At 68.1% G+C, this 23,352-nt stretch carries 22 protein-coding genes; 13 read left to right on the forward strand and 9 right to left on the reverse strand.

What is annotated here, in order from left to right; translation table 11 throughout:
- Positions 1 to 61: 61 nt before the first annotated feature.
- From uvrC to H507_RS0105820, 10 genes are all read left to right on the forward strand, one after another.
- Complete coding sequence (uvrC, locus tag H507_RS0105775) at positions 62 to 2,041, forward strand: excinuclease ABC subunit UvrC (RefSeq protein ID WP_022909777.1); 1,980 nt, start codon at positions 62 to 64, stop codon at positions 2,039 to 2,041.
- Positions 2,042 to 2,084: 43 nt separating this feature from the next.
- The gene (rapZ, locus tag H507_RS0105780; protein ID WP_026377839.1) at positions 2,085 to 2,975 is read left to right on the forward strand and encodes an RNase adapter RapZ; all 891 of its coding nucleotides are present in this window, start codon (positions 2,085 to 2,087) and stop codon (positions 2,973 to 2,975) included.
- Between the two features lie 2 nt (positions 2,976 to 2,977).
- The gene (locus tag H507_RS0105785; protein WP_022909779.1) at positions 2,978 to 4,024 is read left to right on the forward strand and encodes a gluconeogenesis factor YvcK family protein; all 1,047 of its coding nucleotides are present in this window, start codon (positions 2,978 to 2,980) and stop codon (positions 4,022 to 4,024) included.
- A gap of 27 nt (positions 4,025 to 4,051) precedes the next feature.
- Positions 4,052 to 5,032 (forward strand): DNA-binding protein WhiA, encoded by a 981-nt coding sequence (gene whiA, locus H507_RS0105790; RefSeq protein ID WP_022909780.1) that lies wholly within the window; start codon positions 4,052 to 4,054, stop codon positions 5,030 to 5,032.
- Between the two features lie 219 nt (positions 5,033 to 5,251).
- Positions 5,252 to 6,256, forward strand: a complete 1,005-nt coding sequence (gap, locus tag H507_RS0105795) for a type I glyceraldehyde-3-phosphate dehydrogenase (protein ID WP_022909781.1) — start codon at positions 5,252 to 5,254, stop codon at positions 6,254 to 6,256.
- Between the two features lie 114 nt (positions 6,257 to 6,370).
- The gene (locus tag H507_RS0105800) at positions 6,371 to 7,579 is read left to right on the forward strand and encodes a phosphoglycerate kinase (RefSeq protein WP_022909782.1); all 1,209 of its coding nucleotides are present in this window, start codon (positions 6,371 to 6,373) and stop codon (positions 7,577 to 7,579) included.
- A complete protein-coding gene (gene tpiA, locus H507_RS0105805; RefSeq protein WP_022909783.1) occupies positions 7,579 to 8,361 on the forward strand; it encodes a triose-phosphate isomerase in 783 nt (260 codons plus the stop codon). Before H507_RS0105800 ends, tpiA begins: the two co-directional genes overlap by 1 nt.
- A 205-nt stretch (positions 8,362 to 8,566) precedes the next feature.
- Positions 8,567 to 8,812: a preprotein translocase subunit SecG gene (gene secG / locus H507_RS0105810; protein ID WP_022909784.1), complete on the forward strand. Its 246-nt coding sequence runs from the start codon at positions 8,567 to 8,569 to the stop codon at positions 8,810 to 8,812.
- A 124-nt stretch (positions 8,813 to 8,936) separates the two neighbouring features.
- Positions 8,937 to 9,293, forward strand: coding sequence for an RNA polymerase-binding protein RbpA (locus H507_RS0105815; protein WP_022909785.1), 357 nt, complete (start codon positions 8,937 to 8,939; stop codon positions 9,291 to 9,293).
- Positions 9,294 to 9,363: 70 nt separating this feature from the next.
- Positions 9,364 to 10,113: a class I SAM-dependent methyltransferase gene (locus H507_RS0105820; RefSeq protein WP_026377842.1), complete on the forward strand. Its 750-nt coding sequence runs from the start codon at positions 9,364 to 9,366 to the stop codon at positions 10,111 to 10,113.
- 36 nt (positions 10,114 to 10,149) lie between these two features.
- On the opposite strand, the gene pgl is transcribed toward H507_RS0105820, so the two are convergent.
- From pgl to tal, 4 genes are all read right to left on the reverse strand, one after another.
- Positions 10,150 to 10,878, reverse strand: a complete 729-nt coding sequence (gene pgl, locus H507_RS0105825) for a 6-phosphogluconolactonase (RefSeq protein WP_022909787.1) — start codon at positions 10,876 to 10,878, stop codon at positions 10,150 to 10,152.
- The gene (locus tag H507_RS15075; RefSeq protein ID WP_022909788.1) at positions 10,875 to 11,810 is read right to left on the reverse strand and encodes a glucose-6-phosphate dehydrogenase assembly protein OpcA; all 936 of its coding nucleotides are present in this window, start codon (positions 11,808 to 11,810) and stop codon (positions 10,875 to 10,877) included. The genes pgl and H507_RS15075 overlap by 4 nt, the downstream gene beginning before the upstream one ends.
- A gap of 48 nt (positions 11,811 to 11,858) precedes the next feature.
- Positions 11,859 to 13,388 (reverse strand): glucose-6-phosphate dehydrogenase, encoded by a 1,530-nt coding sequence (zwf, locus tag H507_RS0105835; protein WP_022909789.1) that lies wholly within the window; start codon positions 13,386 to 13,388, stop codon positions 11,859 to 11,861.
- A gap of 140 nt (positions 13,389 to 13,528) precedes the next feature.
- Positions 13,529 to 14,638: a transaldolase gene (gene tal / locus H507_RS0105840; RefSeq protein ID WP_022909790.1), complete on the reverse strand. Its 1,110-nt coding sequence runs from the start codon at positions 14,636 to 14,638 to the stop codon at positions 13,529 to 13,531.
- Positions 14,639 to 14,762: 124 nt separating this feature from the next.
- On the opposite strand from tal, the gene H507_RS0105845 reads away from it, so the two are divergent.
- Entirely contained in the window at positions 14,763 to 15,806 is a 1,044-nt protein-coding gene (locus tag H507_RS0105845) for a glutathione S-transferase family protein (RefSeq protein WP_022909791.1), read from the forward strand.
- Positions 15,807 to 15,865: 59 nt separating this feature from the next.
- On the opposite strand, the gene H507_RS0105850 is transcribed toward H507_RS0105845, so the two are convergent.
- From H507_RS0105850 to H507_RS0105870, 5 genes are read right to left on the reverse strand one after another with little or no spacing between them, the layout of a single operon-like run.
- The gene (locus H507_RS0105850) at positions 15,866 to 16,849 is read right to left on the reverse strand and encodes a heme o synthase (protein WP_051139646.1); all 984 of its coding nucleotides are present in this window, start codon (positions 16,847 to 16,849) and stop codon (positions 15,866 to 15,868) included.
- Between the two features lie 27 nt (positions 16,850 to 16,876).
- Positions 16,877 to 18,586, reverse strand: coding sequence for an FG-GAP repeat domain-containing protein (locus H507_RS0105855; RefSeq protein ID WP_022909793.1), 1,710 nt, complete (start codon positions 18,584 to 18,586; stop codon positions 16,877 to 16,879).
- A gap of 42 nt (positions 18,587 to 18,628) precedes the next feature.
- On the reverse strand, positions 18,629 to 19,537 hold the full coding sequence (locus H507_RS0105860; protein ID WP_022909794.1) for a COX15/CtaA family protein: 909 nt from the start codon (positions 19,535 to 19,537) through the stop codon (positions 18,629 to 18,631).
- Positions 19,525 to 20,295, reverse strand: coding sequence for an ABC transporter permease (locus H507_RS0105865; protein WP_022909795.1), 771 nt, complete (start codon positions 20,293 to 20,295; stop codon positions 19,525 to 19,527). Before H507_RS0105865 ends, H507_RS0105860 begins: the two co-directional genes overlap by 13 nt.
- Positions 20,295 to 21,014: an ABC transporter ATP-binding protein gene (locus H507_RS0105870; protein WP_022909796.1), complete on the reverse strand. Its 720-nt coding sequence runs from the start codon at positions 21,012 to 21,014 to the stop codon at positions 20,295 to 20,297. The genes H507_RS0105865 and H507_RS0105870 overlap by 1 nt, the downstream gene beginning before the upstream one ends.
- Before the next feature lie 109 nt (positions 21,015 to 21,123).
- Here H507_RS0105870 and H507_RS15080 point away from each other — a divergent pair, with 109 nt between their 5' ends.
- Both H507_RS15080 and sufB read left to right on the forward strand, forming a co-directional pair.
- Complete coding sequence (locus H507_RS15080) at positions 21,124 to 21,834, forward strand: helix-turn-helix transcriptional regulator (RefSeq protein ID WP_211217291.1); 711 nt, start codon at positions 21,124 to 21,126, stop codon at positions 21,832 to 21,834.
- A 65-nt stretch (positions 21,835 to 21,899) separates the two neighbouring features.
- Positions 21,900 to 23,351: a Fe-S cluster assembly protein SufB gene (sufB, locus tag H507_RS0105880; RefSeq protein WP_051139647.1), complete on the forward strand. Its 1,452-nt coding sequence runs from the start codon at positions 21,900 to 21,902 to the stop codon at positions 23,349 to 23,351.
- The last annotated feature ends 1 nt before the right edge of the window (position 23,352 follow it).

Below are 23,352 nucleotides of genomic sequence, written 5' to 3' on the forward strand. Positions count from 1 at the left end.
TCCTGGTTCGTCCGGCAGGCAGGGCATCAGCCCTGTCAGAGGGTGCTTCTAGACTCCCATCATGGCCGACCCCTCGACGTACCGCCCCGCACCGGGCAGCATCCCCACCGATCCAGGGGTCTATCGGTTCTCGGATGCGAACGGCATCGTCATCTATGTCGGCAAGGCCAAGAACCTTCGCCAGCGCCTGAACTCCTACTTTGCCGACCCGGCCGGGCTGCACTTCCGCACCCAGACCATGGTTCGGACGGCGGCGAAGGTGGAGTGGACCGTCGTCCGCAACGAACTCGAGTCCCTGCAACTCGAGTACACGTGGATCAAGCAGTTCGACCCACGGTTCAACGTCAAGTACCGCGACGACAAGTCCTATCCCTGGCTGTGCATCACCTGGTCGGAGGAGTTCCCGCGCGTCTTCGTGGGACGAGGCGCCAAGCGCCCCGGCTACCGGTACTTCGGTCCATTCGGACAGGCCTGGGCCATCCGCGACACCGTCGACTCCCTGTTGCGGGTGTTCCCGATGCGCTCCTGCTCGTCGGGCACCTTCAAGTCGGCCGCTGCCAGTGGACGACCCTGCCTGCTGGGGTACATCGGCAAGTGCTCGGCCCCCTGCGTGGGCAAGATCTCGGCCGAGGACCATCGCGAGATCGTCGGCGACTTCGCTGCCTTCATGAACGGCCAGTCCGCGGCCCTGATCCGCAAGTTGGAGCGGGAGATGAGCCGGGCGGCCGAGCGACAGGAGTACGAGCATGCCGCCGTCGTCCGAGATTCGCTGACCGCGCTGCGCCTGGCGACCGAGAAGAACGCCATCGTGCTGTCGGACGGTGCCGACTGCGACGTGATCAACCTGGCCGTCGACCCGCTCGAGGTGGCCGCCCAGATCTTCCACGTGCGCGCCGGCCGCGTCCGCGGCGAGCGTGGCTGGGTGGCTGACCGACCTGACGACGGGGACCTCCCCGACCTGGTGGAGTCGCTGCTGCTGCAGCTCTACGCGGGGGCCAGTGATGCCTCGGACGACACCTCGTCCATCCCACGCGAGATCCTGGTGCCGCACCTGCCCACCTCCGGGTCGGCGATGGCCGAACTGCTCAGCGAGGTGCGGGGTGCCCGGGTGGCGGTACGGGTGCCCCAACGTGGTGACAAGGTCGCCCTGCTCGACACGGTCGGTCGCAATGCGGCCGAATCCCTGGCCCAGCACAAGATGAAACGCGCCTCCGACCTGTCCACCCGCAACCGGGCCCTGGAGGAGGTGCAGCGCGCCCTGATGCTGCCCGACCCACCGCTGCGGATCGAGTGCTACGACATCTCGCACACCCAGGGCTCCGAGGTGGTGGGCTCCATGGTTGTCTTCGAGGACGGTCTGCCCCGCAAGAGTGAGTACCGCAGGTTCGTGATCCGATCGTTCGAGGGATCCAACGACGTGGCGGCCATGCACGAGGTGCTGACCCGGCGGTTCCGTCGACTGCTCGAGGACAGGGAGGCGATCAGGGCCGCCAGTGGGGCCAGCGCGGGGGAGGAGGCAGCACTGCTCATCGATCCCACCACCGGGGCGCCCCGCAAGTTCGCCTACGCACCGGCGCTGGTCGTGGTCGACGGTGGCGAGCCCCAGGTCAATGCCGCGCAACAGGTCTTCGACGAGCTCGGCATCACCGACATCGCCCTGGTCGGCCTCGCCAAGCGACTCGAGGAGGTGTGGCTGCCCGGCGACGACATGCCCGTCATCCTGCCTCGCACCAGCGAGGGTCTGTACCTGCTGCAGCGGCTGCGCGACGAGGCGCACCGCTTCGCCATCACCCACCACCGGGGTCGCCGCAGTGCGGCCATGGTCGACTCGGTCCTCGACCACGTCCCGGGGCTGGGCGAGACCCGCCGGAAGGCCCTGATCAAGCACTTCGGGTCGCTGAAGAAGCTGCGCACCGCCGACGAGGAGCAGATCGCCCAGGTGCCGGGATTCGGCCCCACCCTGGCCGCTGCGGTCAAGCAGGCGCTGGTGGCCGACCAACCCGGCGAGGCGATCAACATGGCCACGGGGGAGGTGCTGTGAGCGCGGCTGCCGCCGTCGGGTCGCCGACTGGCAGGATGGGCCCGTGAGTCAGTCGCAGTCGCCAAGGTCGTCGTCCGCCACGAAGTCGCGTGTGGTCGTGATCACTGGTCTGTCGGGGGCTGGTCGTCGCACCGCGGCACACGCGATGGAGGACCTCGGCTGGTACGTGGTCGACAACCTGCCGCCGTCGATGGTGCCCAGCCTGGTCGGCTTTGCCCGGCAGCAGGCCCTCACCAAGGTCTGTGTGGTGCTCGACGTGCGCTCGCCCCGACTGGTCGAGCAGTTGCCGCAGATGTTCGCGGCCCTGGCCGACGCCGGGATCGACCACGAAGTGTTGTTCCTGGAGGCCACCGACGACGTGATCGTCAAGCGGCAGGAGTCCTCCCGTCGGCCGTTGCCGCTGCAGGGTGACGGACGACTGCTGGACGCGATCGCCAGTGAACGCAGCATGCTGTCGGCGGTGCGGGCTAGCGCGGGCCTGGTCATCGACACCGGACGGCTCACGGTTCACCAGTTGGCCTCCCGGGTCGCGCACGCCTACGGCGGTGACTCCTCGGCCATGGTCCGCATCGCCGTGATGTCGTTCGGCTTCAAGAACGGCCTCCCCATCGACGCCGACCTCGTCTTCGACGTGCGGTTCCTCCCGAATCCCCACTGGGTGCCCGAACTGCGTCCGAAGACCGGCCTCTCCCAGGAGGTGTCGAGTTATGTGCTCTCCCAGCCCGGAGCCGCGGAATTCCTCGACCAGACCGAGGCCCTGCTGGTCACGATGGCCCCCGGGTACGTGCGTGAGGGCAAGCGTCAGTGCACGATCGCAATCGGCTGCACGGGCGGCAAACACCGGTCGACGGCCATCTCTGAGGCCCTCGGTGCGCGGCTCACCGCGCGCGGGTTCAGGGTCAACGTCACCCACCGAGACCTGGGGCTGGAATGACCATGGGCCGCTCACCCGGTCGCTCCCACGCCGCCGGGCCGACCCACGGGACCGGCCCCCACGTGGCCGGGCTGAGGACGACCGCGGCGGCGCACGGCTCCGGGCTGCACAGCAGCGTTCCGGCGGTGACCGCCCTGGGTGGTGGCCACGGACTGTCTGCCACCCTGTCGGCGCTGAGGCGCGTGACCGATCGGGTCACGGCGGTCGTCACCGTTGCCGACGACGGGGGTTCGTCCGGGCGGCTGCGCGAGGAACTCGACTGCCTGCCGCCCGGTGACCTGAGGATGGCGCTCGCTGCCCTGTGTGGGGACTCGCACGATGGGCGCCTCTGGGCCGACGTGCTGCAGTCACGCTTCGGCGGTTCGGGTGCGCTCGCGGGTCACGCCATCGGCAACCTGCTGATCGCCGGCATCTGGCAACGCCTCGACGACCCGGTGTCGGGCCTCGACATGGTCGGGGAACTGCTCAACATCCGGGGGCGGGTCCTGCCGATGTCGCTGGTGCCGCTGTCGATCGAGGCCGATGTCATCGGGCTCGACCCCATGCGACCCGACGAGATGTGCACGCTGGCGGGCCAGGCGACCGTGGCCAAGACCCGTGCCGAGGTCCAGGCGGTCCGCCTGGTTCCGGAGAACCCCCCGGCCTGTCCCGAGGCGGTCGAGGCGGTGCTGGCCAGCGACCACGTGGTGCTCGGACCCGGGTCGTGGTTCACCTCCCTGATCCCGCACCTGCTGGTGCCCGACCTGGCCCGGGCCATCCAGGAGACCCGGGCCCAGAAGATCCTGGTCATGAACGTCACGTCCGCCGACGAGACCGACGGCTTCTCGGCCTCGCGTCACATCGAGTTGCTCGCCGAACACGCGCCCCAGCTGCGCTTCGACGTGGTGGTGGTGGACGAGACGTTCGGCAGCGCCGACGCCAACCTCGAGTCGTATGCGGCCTCACTGGGGGCCAGGGTCGAGATCGCCGACGTCGCCATGCGCGACGGCACCGCCCGTCACGACCCTTTGCGCCTGGCCTCGGTGATGAGCCAGCTGATGGGCGTCTGAGCACGCGGGTGTGCCAGACTCGGCACCATGGCAATGACCGCACAGCTGAAGTCCGAACTGGCGACGATTCCAGCGGCCAAGCCGTGCTGTCGTCGCGCAGAGGTGGCTTCCATGCTGCGCTTCGGGGGTGGTCTCCACCTGGTGGCGGGCAAGCTCGTGATCGAGTGCGAGTTCGACACCGGAGCCGCCGCCCGACGGCTGCGGACTGCCATCGCCGAGATCTTCGGCCTCACCAGCGAACTGTTGGTGATCAACGGTTCGGGCATCAGGCGGGGAACCCGCTACATGGTGCGCCTGGTGCAGGACGGGGAGGCACTCGCACGCCAGACCGGCATGATCGACGCCAAGCGTCGTCCCGTGCGAGGACTGCCTGCCTCGGTCGTCGGCTCCGGCATGTGCTGCCAGGTCGCGGTGTGGCGGGGCGCCTTCCTCGCCCACGGGTCGTTGACCGAGCCGGGACGATCGATGAGTCTCGAGATCACCTGCCCGGGCAGCGAGGCCGCGCTCGCGCTGGTCGGGGCCGCCCGACGGCTGGGCATCAGCGCCAAGGCCCGCGAGGTGCGCAACATCGATCGGGTCGTGATCCGCGACGGTGACCAGATCGCCGCCCTGCTCGCGCGAATGGGCGCCCACGACACCCTGCTCACCTGGGAGGACCGCCGGGTGCGGCGCGAGGTGAGGGCCTCGGCCACCCGGCTCGCGAACTTCGACGACGCGAATCTCCGACGGTCCGTGCACGCTGCCGTCACCGCCAGCGCCCGGGTCGAGCGAGCCCTCGAGATCCTCGGCGACCAGGTGCCCGAACACCTGCTGATGGCGGGCCGGCTGAGGTTGGAGCACCGCAACGCGAGCTTGGAGGAGCTGGGTCAGGCGCATGAGCCGCCGCTCACCAAGGACGCCATCGCCGGCCGGATCCGCCGACTGCTGTCGACCGCCGACAAGGTGGCCCAGGAACGGGGCGTCCCGGGCACCGAGGTGCACCTCTCGGCCGACCTGCTCGACGGCTGACCGGATCCAGGCCCGAGTTCCCCGAGCGTCTCGTGCCGCCCCCGCGGCGGGTTCCCGCCGGTGGGGGCGGCTGTCCACGATGCAGTCAAGCGAACCCCGCCCGGACAGGCTGCGGCGGCATTCGTTAGGCTGTCAGGGTCGGAACAAGACACCGCAGCGGGCCGGGGTGCCTACCTCGATTCGTCGCCCGCCTGAGCATCTCGAAGGAGATCACGAGACATGACCGTCAAGGTTGGTATCAACGGCTTCGGCCGCATTGGCCGCAACTTCTACCGCGCGCTGCTCGCTCAGGGCGCCGATCTCGAGGTGGTGGCCGTCAACGACCTCACCGACAACAAGACTCTCGCGCACCTGCTGAAGTACGACTCGATCCTGGGTCGTTTCGAGGGCGACGTCACCTACGACGAGGACTCGATCACCGCCAACGGCAAGACCATCAAGGTCTTCGAGGAGCGCGACCCCGCGAACCTTCCCTGGGGTGACCTGGGAGTCGACATCGTCGTGGAGTCGACCGGTATCTTCACCGACGCCACCAAGGCTCAGGCCCACATCAACGGTGGAGCCAAGAAGGTGCTGATCTCGGCCCCCGCCAAGAACGAGGACATCACCATCGTGATGGGCGTCAACGACGGTCTGTACGACCCCGCCCAGCACAACATCATCTCGAACGCCTCGTGCACCACCAACTGCCTGGCCCCCATGGCCAAGGCGTTGAACGACTCGATCGGCATCGTCAAGGGCCTGATGACCACGATCCACGCCTACACCCAGGACCAGAACCTGCAGGATGGTCCCCACAAGGACCTGCGTCGCTCGCGTGCCGCCGCCCTCAACATGGTGCCCACCACCACTGGTGCCGCCAAGGCCGTGGCCTTGGTGCTTCCGGAGCTGAAGGGCAAGTTGGACGGCTACGCCATGCGCGTCCCGACCCCCACCGGTTCGGCCACTGACCTGACCTTCGAGGCCGGCAAGGAGACCACCGTCGAGGAGGTCAACGCCGCCGTCAAGGCCGCCGCCGAGGGTGCTCTCAAGGGCTACCTGGTCTACACCGAGGACGAGATCGTCTCGAAGGACATCGAGACCGATCCGGCCTCCTGCATCTTCGATGCCGGGCTGACCAAGGTCATCGGCAACCAGGTGAAGGTCGTCGGCTGGTACGACAACGAGTGGGGTTACTCCAACCGTCTCGTCGACCTGACCGAGCTGGTCGCCTCGAAGCTCTGAGCCTGACCGGTTCACACCCGTCTTTCGGGGGAACGAGGGGGTGGGGGACTGCCCCCACCCCCTCGTTCTCGTTCCACCTCACACTCAGCCCACAACCACCGCGAGAGGAATCCCGTGAAGTCCATCAAGGAGCTCGGAGACCTGTCCGGCAAGCGCGTCGTGATCCGTTGCGATTTCAACGTGCCGCTGGACGGCTCCACCATCACCGACGACGGCCGCATCCGTGCCGCCCTGCCCACCCTCACCGAGCTGCGTGAGGCCGGCGCCAAGGTCATCGTGCTGGCCCACCTGGGTCGTCCCAAGGGGCAGGTCAACCCCAAGTACTCCCTCGCGCCCGTGGCAGCCCGCTTGGGCGAACTGTTGGGCACCGAGGTCAAGCTGGCCGAGGATGTCGTGGGTGAGTCCGCCTCGTCCGTGGTCGCAGCCCTCTCCGACGGAGACGTTGCCCTGCTCGAGAACGTTCGCTACGAACCGGCCGAGGAGTCCAAGGACGAGTCTGAGCGCGCCGCCCTCGCCGCCCGTTACGCCGCCCTCGGCGACGTCTTCGTCTCCGACGGCTTCGGTGTCGTGCACCGCAAGCAGGCCTCGGTCTACGACGTCGCGAAGTTGCTCCCCGCCGGCGCTGGCCACCTGGTCGCCAAGGAGGTGGAGGTGCTCGCTCGCCTCACCCAGGACCCCGAGCGCCCGTTCGTGGTCGTGCTCGGCGGCGCCAAGGTGGCCGACAAGCTTGCCGTCATCGACAATCTGCTGAAGGTCGCCGACACCCTGGTGATCGGCGGGGGGATGCTGTTCACCTTCCTCAAGGCACAGGGCCACGAGGTGGGCGCCTCGCTGGTCGACGACGCGAACCTGGAGACCTGCAAGGGCTACCTCGAGCAGGCCAAGGCGGCAGGCAAGACCATCCTGCTGCCCACCGACGTGCGCGTGGCAGACGGGGCCGACTTCGAGAACCGAACCGTCAAGGGTGAGGTCGAGGTCGTGGCCGCCGACGCGATCCCCGCCGGCAAGATGGGTCTCGACATCGGTCCCGACTCCGAGAAGGCCTTCGCGGAGGCCATCAAGGGGGCCCGCACGGTCTTCTGGAACGGCCCCATGGGCGTGTTCGAGATCGAGGAGTTCGCCGGCGGCACCAAGGCCGTCGCGCAAGCCCTCACCGAGGTCGAAGGACTGTCGGTCGTCGGCGGTGGCGACTCCGCCGCAGCCGTGCGTGACCTCGGTTTCGCCGATGACGACTTCGGTCACATCTCCACGGGTGGCGGCGCCTCCCTGGAGTACCTCGAGGGCAAGGAGCTCCCGGGTCTTTCTGTCCTTGAGGAGAACTGATGGCACGCAAGCCGATCCTGGCCGGCAACTGGAAGATGAACCTGAACCACGTCGAGGCGGTGGGCCTGGTGCAGAAGCTGGCCTGGACCCTGGCCGACAAGAAGTGGGAGGCCGATCAGTCAGAGGCCGTCGTGATCGTCCCGTTCACCGATCTGCGGACGGTGCAGACCCTCGTCGAGGGCGACCGGCTCCCGATCGTCTTCGGTGCGCAGGACGTCTCCGCCCATGACAAGGGCGCCTACACCGGCGAGGTCTCGGCCTCGATGCTGGCGAAGCTGGGGTGCACCTACGTGGTGATCGGGCACTCGGAGCGTCGCCAGTACCACGCCGAGAGCGATGAGCTGATCAACGCGAAGGCCAAGCAGGTGCTCGCCAACTCCATGACGCCGATCATCTGCGTCGGCGAGGGGCTCGACATCCGCAAGCAGGGCCAGCAGGTGCCCCACACCCTCGCCCAGGTGGACGGCGCGCTCAAGGACCTCTCGGCCGAGCAGGTCGCTGGCCTCGTGATCGCCTACGAGCCCGTGTGGGCCATCGGCACCGGCGAGGTGGCCACCCCCGAGGACGCCCAGGAGGTGTGCGGGGCGATCCGTGCCCGGGTGGCGGAACTGTACGACCAGCCCACGGCGGATGCCGTCCGCATCCAGTACGGCGGTTCGGTGAAGGCCAGCAACGTCGTCGAGATCATGGCTCAGCCTGATGTCGACGGTGCTCTGGTGGGAGGCGCGAGCCTCGACCCCGAGGAGTTCGCCGGGATCGTCCGGTTCCAGCAGCTCGCCTGAGCCGACCTCGCGTCGACCACCGTCAGTCCCTCCGACCGACGAACAGACGGCCCGTCCCAGCAATGGGGCGGGCCGTTTTGGTGTGCCCGGTCGGGCCGTTGTGGGGCGCCGCTGAGCACGCCTGCGACCCCCGAGGTCCGGGGGCCTGCCGAATGTGGTTTTGGTGGAGGGGTGGGTTATCCTGAGCGACGTGATTGTCCCGCTCATGACCTGGCCTGTGATGACCCTTTCGATCATTCTGGTCGTGGTCAGCGTGATTCTTGCGCTGTCAGTCCTGCTGCACAAGGGGCGCGGTGGCGGCATGTCCGACCTGTTCGGTGGTGGCATGTCCACCTCGATGGGAGGGACCTCCGTCGCGGAACGCAACCTTGACCGCATCACCATCGTGCTGGGGTTGGTCTGGCTGGCCTGCATCATCGGCCTGCTGGTGCTCTACAAGTACCAGTCCTGACAGCAGCCCAATGCCCGCCGGGTGCGCGGGCCTCGGGGCGATCTCACCAAGATCTCCCGGGACATGCCCTCGCAGCACGCGAGGCAGGCATCCGGATCACCGAACACAACCAAGGAGTCACACAGTGGTGGGTGGCAGCGCCATCAGAGGCAGCCGGGTCGGCGCCGGACCGATGGGAGAGGCAGAGCGCGGGGATTCCGCACCGCGACTGCACGTTTCATACTTCTGTGCCAACGGGCACGAGACGCGTCCGGCCTTCGCGGCCGACGCAGCCATCCCGGCTGAGTGGGACTGTCCGCGTTGCGGGCTGCCGGCGAACCTCGATTCCGAGAACCCGCCGCCACCGCCGAAGATCCAGCCGTACAAGACTCACCTCGCGTACGTGAAGGAGCGTCGCAGCGACGCGGAGGCGGCAGCCATCCTGGCCGAGGCCCTCGACCTGCTGCGCACCCGCCGCGCCAACGGCGAGATCATCTACTGACCCCCGTTCGATCCTGAGTCGTAATTCAGGTGCCTGCCCTGCTCGCGTGGGGCAGGCTGGGGGCGTGAAGATGCCCCGACGAACCAGCAACGAGATCTGGAATCGTGCCGCCGCCCAGAGCTATGACAGCCCCGGCGAAGGCATGTTCGACGAGCAGGTGCTCGACCGGACGACGGCCCGACTGCAGGAACTCGCCGACGGCGGCCCCGCACTCGAGTTCGCCGTCGGCACCGGCCGGGTGGCCATCCCCCTGCAGCGACGTGGGGTGAGTGTCAGTGGTATCGAGTGGTCGCCCGACATGGTCGATCGACTGCGCGAGAAGGTGGACGAGGCCACGCTGCCTGTCACCCTCGGCGACATGTCGACCACTCGCGTCGACGGTGCGGGCGAGTTCGGTCTGGTCTACCTCGTCTACAACACCATCGCCAACCTGCTCACCCAGGAGGCCCAAATCGAGTGCTTCCGCAACGCGGCCCGGCACCTTCGTCCCGGTGGTCGATTCGTCATCGAACTGTGGGTACCCCGTCCGCAGTCCACGCACGGTGCGGTCGCCGCAGAAGTGTTCACCGTCGAGGACGGCTACCTGGGTGTCGACGTGATGGATCCGGTCACCCAGCAGTTGGTGAGTCACCACGTACGCTTCGACGATGACGGAACCGCCACGGTCGGCTTCAGCCCTCACCGGTACGTCTGGCCGAGCGAACTCGACCTGATGGCGCGGTTGGCCGGTCTCGAACTCGAGACCAGGCACGCGGACTGGGAGGGAACCCCGTTCTCGCACGACTCGCGCGGTCACGTCAGCGTCTACCGCAAGCCCTGACCACGGCCCAGCGGGCCTTCGTCATCCGAAGGTCTGTCAGAGCAGGCAGTTGAAGCGGGGGAGCAGCGCCGCCGCCTCCGCATCGAGGAACAGCAGCGTCTCCTCGGTGCCGTGCACCCGGGCGGCGGGCAGGAACCAGTCGCCCGACAAGGCCTTGGCCACCGCGTCGGCCTTCTCCTCGCCGGTGACCACCATCCAGATCGCCTTCGACCGGTTGAGGGCATTGATGGTCAGAGAGATCCGCTCGGCCGGCGGCTTGGGGGCGTCGGTCACCCCGATCACCGTCGCGGTGGTCGGGTCGAAGCTGGGATGGTCGGGGAAGATCGAGGCCACGTGCCCGTCGGGTCCCATCCCCAGCAAGCAGATGTCGAACACCGTGTCGCCCAACTCCTGGGCGTAGGCGTAGGCGGCGTCGCCCGGATCGGCGCGTCCGTCCTTGCCCGGCATGGGATGGATCTGCGCCGCCGGCACGTGCAGTGTGCGCGCCAGGATCGACAGCGACTGCAGCGCGTTGCGGTCGGGGTCGGTCAGGCCGACGAACCGCTCGTCCCCCCACCACAGGTGCAGGGCCGTCGGGTCGATGCCCGAGTCCGCGAACTGGTCGGCGAGCGACTCGTACATGCGGTTGGCGACTCGACCGCCGGTCAGACACAGGTCGGCCCGGCCCTGGGTGTCCTGCAGGTCGCGAAGGCGTCCCAGCAAGGTACCCGCCGCCCCGTCCGCCAGTTCGTCGGGGGTGTGGTACCGGACGACCCGGGTGCTCACGCCCTCGCCTTCTTCGGCTTCGTCCGGTCAGGGTTGTCCCAGCGCTTCACCAAGGTGGCTGCCGCCGCCTCGAAGATGTCGTCGGCGTCCAGGCGGCGCAGTTCCTCCGAGATCAGTTCGGTGAGCGAACGTCGCTTGAGTGCCACCTTGCGACGCGGCTGGCCGGGCACCTCGTAGGTGGCCAGCAGCCCGTCCGTGCGGATGATGGCGATGTCACCCGCGGCCGTGGTCAGCCTCACCGCCGTGATGCCCGGCCCGTCGTTGGTGGTGCGGACGACCGGTACGTGCAGGCGACTCTCGAGCCACGACGCCAACAGTTCGGCCGGGGCGTTGTCGCGGTCGGCCTCGACCTTGGCCGACGAGATCCGTGCCGGGTACTGGTCCAGCGCTGCCGCCAGCAGGGCTCGCCAGACGGTCAGCCGGGTCCAGGTCAGGTCGGTGTCGCCGATGGCGTGGTGCTCGGCCCGCAGGCGCAGTGCCTGCAGCGAGTGGGTGACCCCGCTGGCGTCGGTGATGCGCCGCTTGGCGAGTCGGCCGATCGGGTCGTCGGCGGGGTCGACCGGCGACTCGTTCGGCCACCACGCCACGACAGGCGAGTCGGGCAGCAGCAGGGGCAGCACGACGGAGTCGGCGTGCTCGGCGACCTCACCGCCCATCCGCAGCGTGATCACGTCCCCGGGGGCGTCCTCGCCGAAGTGGATGTCGGCGTCGAGCTTGCTCGTGCGTCCGGTTCCCTTCACCACCAGGATGATGCGCGAGGGATGCTCCCGTCCGGCCTGCAGGGCGGCCTCGAGGGCCTCCTCGTAACGGCGGGCCGACACCATCACGACGAGGGTGAACACCAGCCCCGAGGCGGTGCCGCTGCTGCGCCGGGCCTTGCGGATGGTCGAACTGATGGCCCCGGCATTGGTGTGGTTCAGATGGATGATCACGGTGTCTTCCTTGAGTCTTGGTGGCGAGCGCTGCTGGAGGGCTGACCCTCAGGGCCTGCGCCAGACGAAACCGTCGCGGGCGAGCATGTCGATCCCGCTCTGGGGTCCCCAGGTGCCGGACTCGTACTGGTCGACCGGGCCACCCAACTCGGCCCAGCGGTTCAGGATGGGATCGAGGATCTGCCAGCTGAGCTCGACCTCTTCGTGCTGCGGGAACAGTGGGGGCTCGCCCAGCAGCACGTCGAGGATGAGCCGCTCGTAGGCCTCCGGCGACGACTCCGTGAAGGAACCGCCATAGTTGAAGTCCATCGACACCTCGCGGATCTCCATCTGGGTCGACGGCACCTTGGCGCCGAAGCGCATGGTGATGCCCTCGTCGGGCTGGATCCGCATCACCAGGGCGTTGATGCCCAGTTCCTCGGTGTCGGTCGAGGTGAACGGCAGGTGCGGGGCCCGCTTGAAGTTCAGGGCGATCTCGGTGACCCGGCGCGGCATCCGCTTGGCCGAGCGCAGGTAGAACGGCACACCGGCCCAGCGGCGGTTGTCGATGTCGACGCGGATGGCGGCGTAGGTCTCGGTGAACGAGTCGGGCTTGATGCCGTCCTCCTCGAGGAACCCCTTGACCTTCTCGCCGCCCTGCCAGCCGGCGGAGTACTGCCCGCGGGCGGTGTGGGCGTCGATGTCGACCGGGGGCCGGGCTGCACCCAGTACCTTCTGCTTCTCGGTGCGCAGTTGCGCAGCCTCGAAGCTGGTCGGCTCCTCCATCGCGGTCAGGGCCATCAACTGCATCAGGTGGTTCTGGATGACGTCACGGGCTGCACCGATGCCGTCGTAGTAGCCGGCCCGCCCACCGATGCCGATGTCCTCGGCCATGGTGATCTGCACGTGGCTGACGTAGTTGTTGTTCCAGATCGGCTCGAACATCTGGTTGGCGAATCGGAAGGCCAACAGGTTCTGCACCGTCTCCTTGCCCAGGTAGTGGTCGATCCGGAAGACCGACTCCGGGGGGAACACGGTGCTGACGATGTCGTTGAGTTCGCGGGCCGATCGGAGGTCGTGGCCGAAGGGCTTCTCGATGACCACGCGCCGCCATCCCTGACCCTTCTCGTCGGCCATGCCGTGGCGTCGGAGTTGCCCCACCACGTCGTCGAAGAAGGACGGGGGGATGGACAGGTAGAAGGCGTGGTTGCCACCCGTGCCCCGTTGCTCGTCGAGTTCCTGGATGGTCTCCCTGAGCGTCTCGAAGGCCTGGTCGTCGGAGAACTCACCGGGAACGAAGCGAATCCCCTCGAGCAGTTGCTGCCAGACCTCCTCACGGAAGGGGGTGCGGGCGTGCTCCTTGACGGAGTCGTGCACCTCCTTGGCGAAGTCCTGGTCGGCCCAGTCGCGGCGGGCGAAGCCGACGAGCCCGAAGCCCGGGGGCAACAGCCCGCGGTTGGCGAGGTCGTAGACCGCGGGCATCAGCTTCTTGCGCGACAGGTCACCGGTGACACCGAAGATCACCAGGACGCTGGGTCCGGCGATCCTGGGGAGTCGGCGATCCTGCGGGTCGCGAAGCGGGTTGACGTGCTCGGTCACGGGTGGTGCTCCCTCAGGTGGGTGAACAGGGGGTGGGATGAACAGGAGGTCTGTGGAACCGGAGTTCGGTGGGATGGGGGACCGGTTCCCACTGTCTGGTGGGCAGCGGACGGCTGCCCGAGACGATGGGTGCGGGTGGGTCAGGCCTCGTCGAGGGTCTTCTGCACGGAGGCGACCAGTTCGTCCCAGGAAGCGCTGAACTTCTGCACACCCTCACGCTCGAGGGTCGCGAAGACGTCCTCCATGTCGAGACCCACGCCTGCTGCCCGGCGCAGGGTCTCCTCGGCCTCGCCGTAGTGGGGGACGACCGTGTCACCGGCGACTCGTCCGTGGTCGGCGAAGGCCTGCAGGGTCTTCTCGGGCATCGTGTTGACGACTCCGGAAGTGACCAGGTGGCTGACGTAGAAGGTGTCGTCGAGGTCGGGATTCTTCACGCCTGTCGAGGCCCACAGGGGGCGCTGGACATGGGCTCCCTGGTCGGCGAGGGCATGCCATCTCTGCGAGGTGAACGCCTGGGCGTAGAGATGGTGCGCCACGCGGGTGTTGGCCACGGCCACCGTGCTGAGCAGGGCGGACGCCTCGTCGGTTCCCAGCGCCTTCAATCGCTTGTCGACCTCGGAGTCGATGCGGCTGACGAACACCGACGCGACGGAGTGGATGGTCGACAGGTCGAGACCGGCCGCGGCCGCCTTCTCGAGGCCCGCCAGGTAGGCCTCGATGACCTGCTGGTAACGCTCGGCGGAGAAGATCAGCGTGACATTGACGCTGATCCCGGCGGCGATGGTCTCGGTGATGGCAGGCAGGCCCTCGAGGGTTGCGGGAATCTTGATGAGGACGTTGTCGCGATTGACCAGGTCGTGCAGTTCCGCGGCCTGCTTGATGGTCCCTCCGGTGTCATGGGCCAGCCCGGGTTCCACCTCGATCGAGACCCGACCGTCATACCCGTCGGTGCTGGTGTAGAGGTCGGCGAAAAGGTCACTCGCGGTGCGTACGTCAGTGGTGGTGAGCTCACGGATGGCGTGGGCGACGTCGGCGCCCTCCCGTCGGAGTTGGCCCACCTGCTCGGCGTAGGCCTCGCCGTCGGCCAGCGCGGCGGCGAAGATGGTCGGGTTGGTGGTCACACCCACCACGTTGCGCGTCGCGACCAGTTCGGCGAGGTTGCCCGACTGCAGCCGCTCCCGGGACAAGTCGTCCAGCCAGATGCTGACGCCCGCGTCAGACAGGGCTTGGGTGTTCGGATTCTGCGACATCACATTCTCCTGGTGAATCACTGGTTGATACTTCAAGCAACTTCGCGGCGTGCTGTTCTGTTCCCTGCCTTTCACTCTAGTCAGCGTGGCCGAATGCACGAGGACTGCTGACTAGATTGGCCCCATGACTGAGTCCCGCGCGAAGGCAGAGACGTCGGGGTCGGGCTACGTGACCAAGGGTCAGGGCTACGACCGCGACACCACCTACATCACCGATCGGATCACCTCGTCGGGGGAAGGTGCCAACGAGTGGCCCGTGCAGCCCGGTCGTTACCGGCTGATCGCGGCCCGGGCGTGCCCGTGGGCCAACCGCGCCATCATCGTCCGCCGCCTGTTGGGGCTGGAGCCCGTGATCTCGCTGGGCATGCCCGGACCCACCCATGACGCGCGGTCGTGGACCTTCGACCTCGACCCCGGCGGGGTCGACCCGGTGCTGGGCTACGAGCGACTGCAGCAGGCCTACTTCGCCCGGTTCCACGACTACCCCCGCGGCATCACCGTGCCGGCCATGGTCGACGTCCCGACCGGAGCCGTCGTGACCAACGACTTCGCCCAGATGACCCTGGACTTCTCGACCGAGTGGAAGCAGTACCACCGCGAGGGTGCTCCCGACCTGTTTCCGGAACATCTGCGCGGTGAGATGGAGCCGGTGATGAAGCGGATCTACACCGAGATCAACAACGGCGTCTACCGGTGCGGGTTCGCGGGGTCGCAGGATGCCTACGACGCCGCCTACGAGCGGTTGTTCACCGCCCTTGACTGGGTGGACGAGCGGCTTCGCACGCAGCGATACCTGATGGGTGACTCCATCACCGAGGCCGACGTGCGGCTGTTCACGACCCTCGTCCGCTTCGACCCGGTCTACCACGGGCACTTCAAGTGCAACCGGCAGAAGTTGTCGGAGTTCGGCGCCCTGTGGGGCTACGCCCGCGACCTGTTCCAGACCCCCGGGTTCGGCGACACGGTCGACTTCGTGCAGATCAAGCGGCACTACTACATCGTCCACGCCGACGTGAACCCCTCGCAGATCGTGCCCCAGGGCCCTGATCTGGCGAACTGGCTCTCCGAGCACCACCGCGAGGAACTCGGTGGACGGCCGTTCGGCGCCGGGACGGCGCCGGGGCCGGTGGCAGCCGGTGACGAGGTTCCCCTCGGACACGGGGCCTGACCGGGTCGGAGGCGACCGTTCCGACGCCGTCGTGCGGCGACTCCCCGGGACGGGAGGGTTCAGAACAGGAGCGGGTCGATCGCCGCGGCAATGAACACCAGCGCCAGATAGCTGTTCGACCAGTGGAACAGCCTCATCGGCTGCATCGCCACCTCGTCGAGCCCGGCCCGCGCTCGGCGGAGCAGTCCGACAGCCTGCCAGACCAGCACCACTCCGGTGGCCAGGGCGACCGCGGGGTACAGCCAGCCGGTGTGGGCCACGGGCCACAGCGTCAGGGAGACCAGCACGGTCACCACCGAGTAGGCGAGCATGCGACGAGCCACGCCCACCCGATCCATGACCACCGGCAGCATCGGCACGCCCGCGGCGGCGTAGTCGTCCTTGTAGCGGAAGGCGAGAGCCCAGGTGTGCGGAGGAGTCCAGAAGAACACGATCGCGAACAGGATCAGGGGCGGCCAGTCAACCGAGCCCGTCACGGCGGTCCAGCCGATCAGGGGAGGGAAGCAGCCGGCGATCCCACCCCAGACGATGTTCTGTGAGGTGCGGCGTTTGAGCCACATCGTGTAGACGAAGACGTAGAAGGCGTTCGCTCCCAGCGCCAGCAGGGCCGACAGCCAGTTCGCCCCCCAGCCCAGGACGAGGGTCGCGGCCACTCCCAGGAGTGCGCCGAACGTGATCGCGTGAGCGGGCGGCACCTGGTGCCGGGGCATCGGACGGCGTCGCGTGCGCCTCATCACCTCGTCGATGTCGCGGTCGATCACACAGTTGAACGTGTTGGCGCTGGCGGCGGCGAACAGCCCGCCCAGCATCGTCCAACCGGCGAGCGCGAGAGGTGGCAGACCGCCGGCGGCCAGGAACATGGCGGGAAGGGTGGTGACCAACAGCAGTTCGATGATCCGCGGCTTGGTGAGGGCCACGTAGGCACGCGCCACGTCACGCCACGTGGCGCTCACGGCAGGATGCACGACGGACGCCGCGGGGCGCTGCTGGTGTGTGGTCACGTGGTCCTTCCGAGTGCCTGGCGGTTGGCGACGGCACGACAGGTGCCGAGTCTACCGAGGCCTCCGAGGTCAGGCGAAAAGCCGATACCCGCCGAACCCGGTGCCGACGAGTCGAGCGGGGGAGAAGCTCACCCGCCCGGTCTGGTAGGCGTACAGGGTTCCGGAGGAGTTCCGTCCGACCAGGTCGGGCACCCCGTCACCACTCAGGTCACCAGGGGTAAACACTGCGGTCCAGCCCGACCAGCCGCGACCGACCTTCGCCGCCTGCACGATGATGCCGTTGCGCACGTAGTAGGCGATCAGGTCGCCCTGCCTCGACACCGCCACCAGGTCGTTCCAGCCATCGCGGTTGAAGTCGCCCAACCCGACGGTGAACGAGATGGCCTGCCAGTTGCGGCCGATCTTGTTGGTGCTCGTGAACCCGCTCCGGGTCAGGGTGTAGCGCACCAGGTCGCCGGATGAGGAGATGGCGACCACCTCGGGAGTGGAGTCGTGGGTCATGTCACCGATGACGGTGATGTTGCGCACCGTGTTCCAGCCGCGCCCCACTTGACGTCCCGACGCGTATCCACCCATGCCCGAGCCCAGGTAGAGCCACATGCTCCCGTCGGAGCGGACGGCCAGCAGTTCGTCGGTGCGATTGCCGTCGAGGTCTGGCACGTGGCCCACCCAGATGGTGGTTCCCCATCCCGGCCCGATGGGCCAGCGGGCGCCGAAGCCCGCGCCGGACTGCCCCTTGATCATCTGCAGGGTGCCGGCTGTGTCGACGGCCAGCAGGTCGGCGACACCGTCGCCGGTCTGGTCCCCGTTGCCGCGGGCCGTGGCGGCGGTGGTGAACGAGATGGCCGCATCGAGGTTCTGGCTCGCCCCTTGGTCGGTGACGGCCGTTCCGCGGACCCGGCCGGAGTAGATGGCTCCCGGCACCAGCGGACGGGTGGGGACCACCAGGACGAGGCCGTCGACGCCGGTGAAGCCCGCGTCCGAGACGACGCAGGTCTCGATCGGCTGGCCGTCCTCGGTCAGGGTGGCCTGCGCCCCGAGGACCTGGTGGATGCGGGTGTCATCCAGCTGCACCGAGATGGGGTACCCCCACTGCACCGGGTTCTGGCTGCACTGGCTCGTGTAGTACGAGGCTCCCGACGAGGTCCAGGCCAGTCCGCGGTGGCTGGCCTTGGCGGGGAACACCTTCGGCCACGAGGTAGAGACCGCCGAGGTGGCGACGGGGAGACCTATGACCGTGAAGGTGGCGGTGTGGGCGAACGCCGCCGACGTGGCCCTGGGGTTGAGCAGGAGCGTGCTGCGGGCCCACGGATCGGTCATGGCGACGTCGAGGGCGATCGCATGGGTGCTCGCCTCGGCAACCGTGACGGTGAAGGGCGCGATGGCGTCCCCCTCCGCCGAGTAGCCCGGCTTGCCCAATTGCTCGTCGTTGGGGTTGAGGTTGGCGTCGTCCTTGTTCAGTTCGAGGTAGACGGCGTGTGCGCTGACGGCCGACTGGGTTGCGCTGGTGACCGCCAAGGAGGACGAACCGACACGCGAGCGCAGTTCGTTGAGCGAGCTCAGGGCCGGATCAACGGCTGCCTGGGTGGTCACCGTCTGCGGGGCCAGGCCCTGGCTGCCCGAGGACTGGGGCGACACGGTGCTGCTGCCAGCGCTGAGGATGCGGGGGCGCGACTGCGGGGTGGGTTCGGCGTGTGCCGAAGGGGCCGTGCCCGCCAAGGTCACGACGACCAGGGAACTGGCGACGGCAACCGTGAGCGCGCGAAGTCGGATCGACATGGACAATCTCCTGGCATCACCGGTGGGGAAGTGGGCGCCAGTCTAGGCAGCGGCCCTCGTCAGTCGGGAGTCGTGCCTCGAGCTGTACATGACACTTGCGGCGGCGGCGGCGGCCAACCCGGCACCCAGCAGGTGCAGCAGCACGACACCTGCCGGCAGCCCCGTGAAGAACTGCAGGTAGCCGATACCCGCCTGCACCAGTTCGACGCCCACCAAGGCGGTGGCCCAGCGGCGTACCACCCGGTGACCTGCACGCCAGGCCCTCACCAGGACCGTCACGGTGAGCAGGACGGTGAGCCACACGGTGGCCGAGTGGATGCGCGCGACCACCTCGATGTCGAAGCCGGTGCGGGCGGCACCGCCGTCCCCGGCGTGCGGTCCCGATCCGGTGACGACGGTGCCCAGCCAGCACGCCACCATCATCAGGGCGAAGGTGGCCACCCCGAGGGTTCGGTCGAGTCGCCCGACGGTGTCGGGCACCACTGCGGTGACCGCGAACAGGAGCCGCACGATCAGCACGACAAGTACCAGTGACAGCAGCAGGTGCAGGGCGACCACGAAGGGGTTGAGCCCGCTCAACACGGTGACCCCGCCGATCACACCCTGGAACGGGATGCCGAGGGCCACCAGCAGGGTCAGGCGTCGGACCAGCCGACCACGGGGATCGTCCACGGTGACGCGTCGAGCCGTGATCCAGCAGGCCACCGCGATGATGATCAGCACGAACGTGAGCAGCCGGTTGCCGAACTCGATCAGGGAGTGGTGACTGATGGCGCCATGGGGCACGTACGCGGCGTCGTTGCACTGGGGCCACGTGGAACAGCCCAGGCCCGAAGCGGTCAACCGGACGATGGCTCCGGTGACGATGATGCCGATGTTGGCGACCAGCGAGGCCCATGACCAACGGCGCAGCGCGACCTCGGTGCCGAGCAGGCGGTTCAGGAAGTCCATCTCATGACCTTTCGGGCGAGCAGGACGGCGGCCACCGCCCAGACGAGGGCGACGACCAGGGGTACCCACCAGCCTCCGCTGGCGGGGGCATCGGCCAGTCCCTGCCGCAGTCCCTCACCGAGGGCAGCCGTGGGCAGACAGCGCACCGCCGGTTCCAGGAAGCCATAGCTCCCCGCAGGCACCACCAGGGCCCCGCCCGCGGCGAGCGCCAGATAGACGAGATTGGCCAGGGCGAGGGTGATCTCTGCCCGGAGCAGGCTGGCCATCACCAGGGCAGCCGCGACGAAGGAGGCCTGCGCCGCCAGCATCGTCGGCACGGCCAGCAGCAGGCCCAGCGCGTCGAGCCGGGGTCTCCACCCCAGCGCCAGCGACAGGGATACCAGCAGGACGACCTGGGCGAGTGAGACCACCACGCTGGCGGACGCCTTGCCGATCACCATCCCGGTACGACCCAACGGCGTGGAGGCGAGCCGCTCCAGCACCCCGTAGCGGCGGTCGAACCCGGTCCCGATGGCCACGGAGGTGAATCCCGTCGAGAAGAGGGCCAGTCCGAGGACCGAGGGCACCAGCAGGGTGAAGTCGACGCCGAGCCTGCTCGGGAACCAGCGGCCCACGAGCAGGACAGCGGCGGGGATGACCAGCGCCAACAACAGCTGCTCGCCGTTGCGGACCAGCATCAGTGTCTCCAAGGTGGCGTGGCGCACGATCCGCTGCCGGGTCGGCGCGGCCCCGGGGGCGGGCGCGAAGTCGAGGCTCATCAGACTCCCTCGTCGGTGTGGCTCAGGAACAGTTCCTCCAGTGAGGTCGTGCGGGTCAGCTCCGGCACCGCCCCGGACATCACCGCCCGTCCGTGGTCGATCAGCACGACTTCGTCCGCCAACTGCTCGGCCTCCACCATGTCGTGGGTGGTGAGCAGCACCGAGACGCCGGCAGCCCGCAGGTCGCGGACGAGGGCCCAGGTGCGGCGGCGGGCGTGCGGGTCCATACCGGCGGTGGGTTCGTCCAGGAAGACCAGCTCGGGCCGCCCCACGATCGCTCCCGCAAGGTTGACCGCCTGCTTCTGCCCCCCGGAGAGACGTCGGTAGGTGGTGCGGGCGAAGGCGTCGATGCCCAGGTGGGTGATCAGGGTGTCGGGGTCGAGTGGGGTGGCGTAGAGACCGGCCAGGAAGTGCACGAGCTCGCCGGCCCTGACTCCCGACCACGCGCCGGTGCTCTGCGGCATCACCCCGAGCCGGGCCCCGAGGTCGGGGGACCCGGGGGCCTGCCCGAGCACCCTGACCGTTCCCGACCGTGGGCCCACGAGCCCCGTGCAGGTGCGCAGCAGGGTGGTCTTGCCGGCGCCATTGGGACCGAGCAGCGCCGTCACGTGCCCCCGCAACGCCCGAAGGCTCAGCGAGTCGAGGGCGGTCACGGCTCCGAAGGTCACCACCAGATCGGCGATGTCGAGCACGGGCTCGGAGGGGGTGGGCGTGGGCACCCGCCCATCGTAGGGGCGAGCCGAAGAGGTCCGACCGCGGGGTTCGGCTGCGAGCGAAGCAAGGGCAGCCTTACTTGTGTGGGCGCGGGAATAAGGAAAGTATGGTGTCGTGAAAAAGGTGGCGGAGAACGCAGTGCAGGAGGGTCATGACGATGATGCCTCCACGCGTCAGCGCGTCGCCCAGTCGATCCTGGAGCAGGGACCGTCGACCGCTGCCGAGCTCGCCGAACGCCTGGGGCTCACGCCTGCGGCGATCCGTCGACACCTGACCGCACTGGTCGAACGCAACCAGGTCAGTTCACGAGAGAAGAAGATCTACGGACAGCGTGGCCGCGGTCGCCCCTCGAAGGTCTTCCTGTTGACCGACGAGGGACGCGCCACCTTCTACCAGGCCTACGACGACCTGGCCATCCAAGCGCTGAAGGCGTTGGCGTCCGTGGGCGGCTCTGCCGCGGTGACGAGGGTGGCCGAGGAACGTTTCGGTCAGGTGGAGCGGCGCTACCTCGCCCTCCGCGAGGCCGACCCCGATCGTTCCCCGGTCGACCTGTTGGCCGAGGCGCTCACCGCCGATGGGTACGTGGCCTCACTGAAGCCTGCCCGTTTCGGTGAGCAGCTGTGCCAGCACCACTGCCCGGTGGCACACGTCGCGACCGAGTTCCCGGAGCTGTGTGAGGCCGAGACCCAACTGTTCAGCCGGCTGCTGGGTTCGCACGTGCAACGGCTGGCGACCATCGCCCACGGCGACGGGGTGTGCACGACGCACATTCCGCTGGCCTCGATGGTGCAGCGGTTCAGACCGCCCCTTCCCAGCCACACCTGACCCAGCCCGATCCACACCATCCCCGAACCACCCAGCCACGACACTCGACACGTTTGGAGCAGATCATGACCCAGGTCGACAACCCCCGCCCGGCAGCACCGGGACTTGGGGCCACCCAGGACGAACACATCGAGGCCCTGTCGAAGTACCAGTGGGGGTGGCATGACGCCGACTCCGCCGGTGCCATCGCCCAGCGCGGCCTCAGTGAGGCCGTCGTCGCCAACATCTCGGCACTGAAGGACGAGCCGCAGTGGATGCTCGACCTGCGCATGAAGGGCCTGAAGCTCTTCCGCCGCAAGCCGATGCCCAGCTGGGGTGCCGACCTGTCGGACATCGACTTCGAGAACATCAAGTACTTCGTGCGCTCCACCGAGAAGCAGGCCCAGACCTGGGAGGACCTGCCCGAGGAGATCAAGAACACCTATGACCGGCTCGGCATCCCCGAGGCCGAGAAGGCGCGTCTCGTCTCGGGTGTCGCAGCCCAGTACGAGTCCGAGGTGGTCTACCACAAGATCAACGAGGAGCTCGAGAAGCAGGGTGTCATCTTCCTCGACACCGACACCGCTCTCAGGGAGCACCCGGAGATCTTCCAGGAGTACTTCGGCACCGTCATCCCGGTGGGCGACAACAAGTTCGCCTCGCTGAACACGGCCGTCTGGTCGGGTGGCTCGTTCATCTACGTGCCGAAGGGTGTGCACGTCTCGATCCCGCTGCAGGCCTACTTCCGCATCAACACCGAGAACATGGGCCAGTTCGAACGCACCCTGATCATCGCCGACGAGGGCTCCTACGTGCACTACGTCGAGGGCTGCACGGCGCCGATCTACTCGTCGGACTCGCTGCACTCGGCCGTGGTCGAGATCGTGGTCAAGAAGAACGCCCGTGTTCGCTACACGACCATCCAGAACTGGTCGAACAACGTCTACAACCTCGTGACCAAGCGCGCCACCTGCGACGAGGGCGCCACCATGGAGTGGATCGACGGCAACATCGGGTCCAAGGTCACCATGAAGTACCCGGCCGTCTACATGATGGGTGAGCACGCCCGCGGCGAGACCCTGTCGATCGCCTTCGCGGGTGAGGGGCAGCACCAGGACGCCGGCTCCAAGATGGTGCACTGCGCACCGCACACCTCGAGCTCGATCATCTCGAAGTCGGTGGCCCGCGGTGGCGGTCGTTCGTCCTACCGCGGCCTGGTCGAGGTGCAGGAGGGCGCCCACCACTCCGCCAGCTCGGTGAAGTGTGACGCGCTGCTGGTCGACACCATCTCGCGTTCGGACACCTACCCCTACGTGGACGTGCGTGAGGACGACGTCTCGATGGCACACGAGGCCACCGTGTCGAAGGTCTCCGACGACCAGCTGTTCTACCTGATGTCTCGTGGCATGGAGGAGGACGAGGCCATGGCGATGATCGTGCGCGGCTTCGTCGAGCCGATCGCCCGTGAGTTGCCGATGGAGTACGCGCTGGAACTCAACCGCCTGATCGAGCTGCAGATGGAGGGTGCGGTCGGCTGAC

Source organism: Aestuariimicrobium kwangyangense DSM 21549 (assembly GCF_000421525.1).
In the GTDB taxonomy this organism is placed as follows: Bacteria; Actinomycetota; Actinomycetes; order Propionibacteriales; family Propionibacteriaceae; genus Aestuariimicrobium; species Aestuariimicrobium kwangyangense.

Bases quoted from the DNA above. Each gene is read 5' to 3' on its own strand.
- whiA (WP_022909780.1), top strand. From the start codon at position 4,052: ATGGCAATGACCGCACAGCTGAAGTCCGAACTGGCGACGATTCCAGCG.
- tpiA (WP_022909783.1), top strand. From the start codon at position 7,579: ATGGCACGCAAGCCGATCCTGGCCGGCAACTGGAAGATGAACCTGAAC.
- H507_RS0105860 (WP_022909794.1), bottom strand. From the start codon at position 19,537: ATGGACTTCCTGAACCGCCTGCTCGGCACCGAGGTCGCGCTGCGCCGT.
- H507_RS0105785 (WP_022909779.1), top strand. From the start codon at position 2,978: ATGGGCCGCTCACCCGGTCGCTCCCACGCCGCCGGGCCGACCCACGGG.
- sufB (WP_051139647.1), top strand. From the start codon at position 21,900: ATGACCCAGGTCGACAACCCCCGCCCGGCAGCACCGGGACTTGGGGCC.
- H507_RS0105845 (WP_022909791.1), top strand. From the start codon at position 14,763: ATGACTGAGTCCCGCGCGAAGGCAGAGACGTCGGGGTCGGGCTACGTG.
- H507_RS0105865 (WP_022909795.1), bottom strand. From the start codon at position 20,295: ATGAGCCTCGACTTCGCGCCCGCCCCCGGGGCCGCGCCGACCCGGCAG.
- H507_RS0105855 (WP_022909793.1), bottom strand. From the start codon at position 18,586: ATGTCGATCCGACTTCGCGCGCTCACGGTTGCCGTCGCCAGTTCCCTG.
- H507_RS0105820 (WP_026377842.1), top strand. From the start codon at position 9,364: ATGCCCCGACGAACCAGCAACGAGATCTGGAATCGTGCCGCCGCCCAG.
- gap (WP_022909781.1), top strand. From the start codon at position 5,252: ATGACCGTCAAGGTTGGTATCAACGGCTTCGGCCGCATTGGCCGCAAC.
- tal (WP_022909790.1), bottom strand. From the start codon at position 14,638: ATGTCGCAGAATCCGAACACCCAAGCCCTGTCTGACGCGGGCGTCAGC.
- uvrC (WP_022909777.1), top strand. From the start codon at position 62: ATGGCCGACCCCTCGACGTACCGCCCCGCACCGGGCAGCATCCCCACC.
- secG (WP_022909784.1), top strand. From the start codon at position 8,567: ATGACCTGGCCTGTGATGACCCTTTCGATCATTCTGGTCGTGGTCAGC.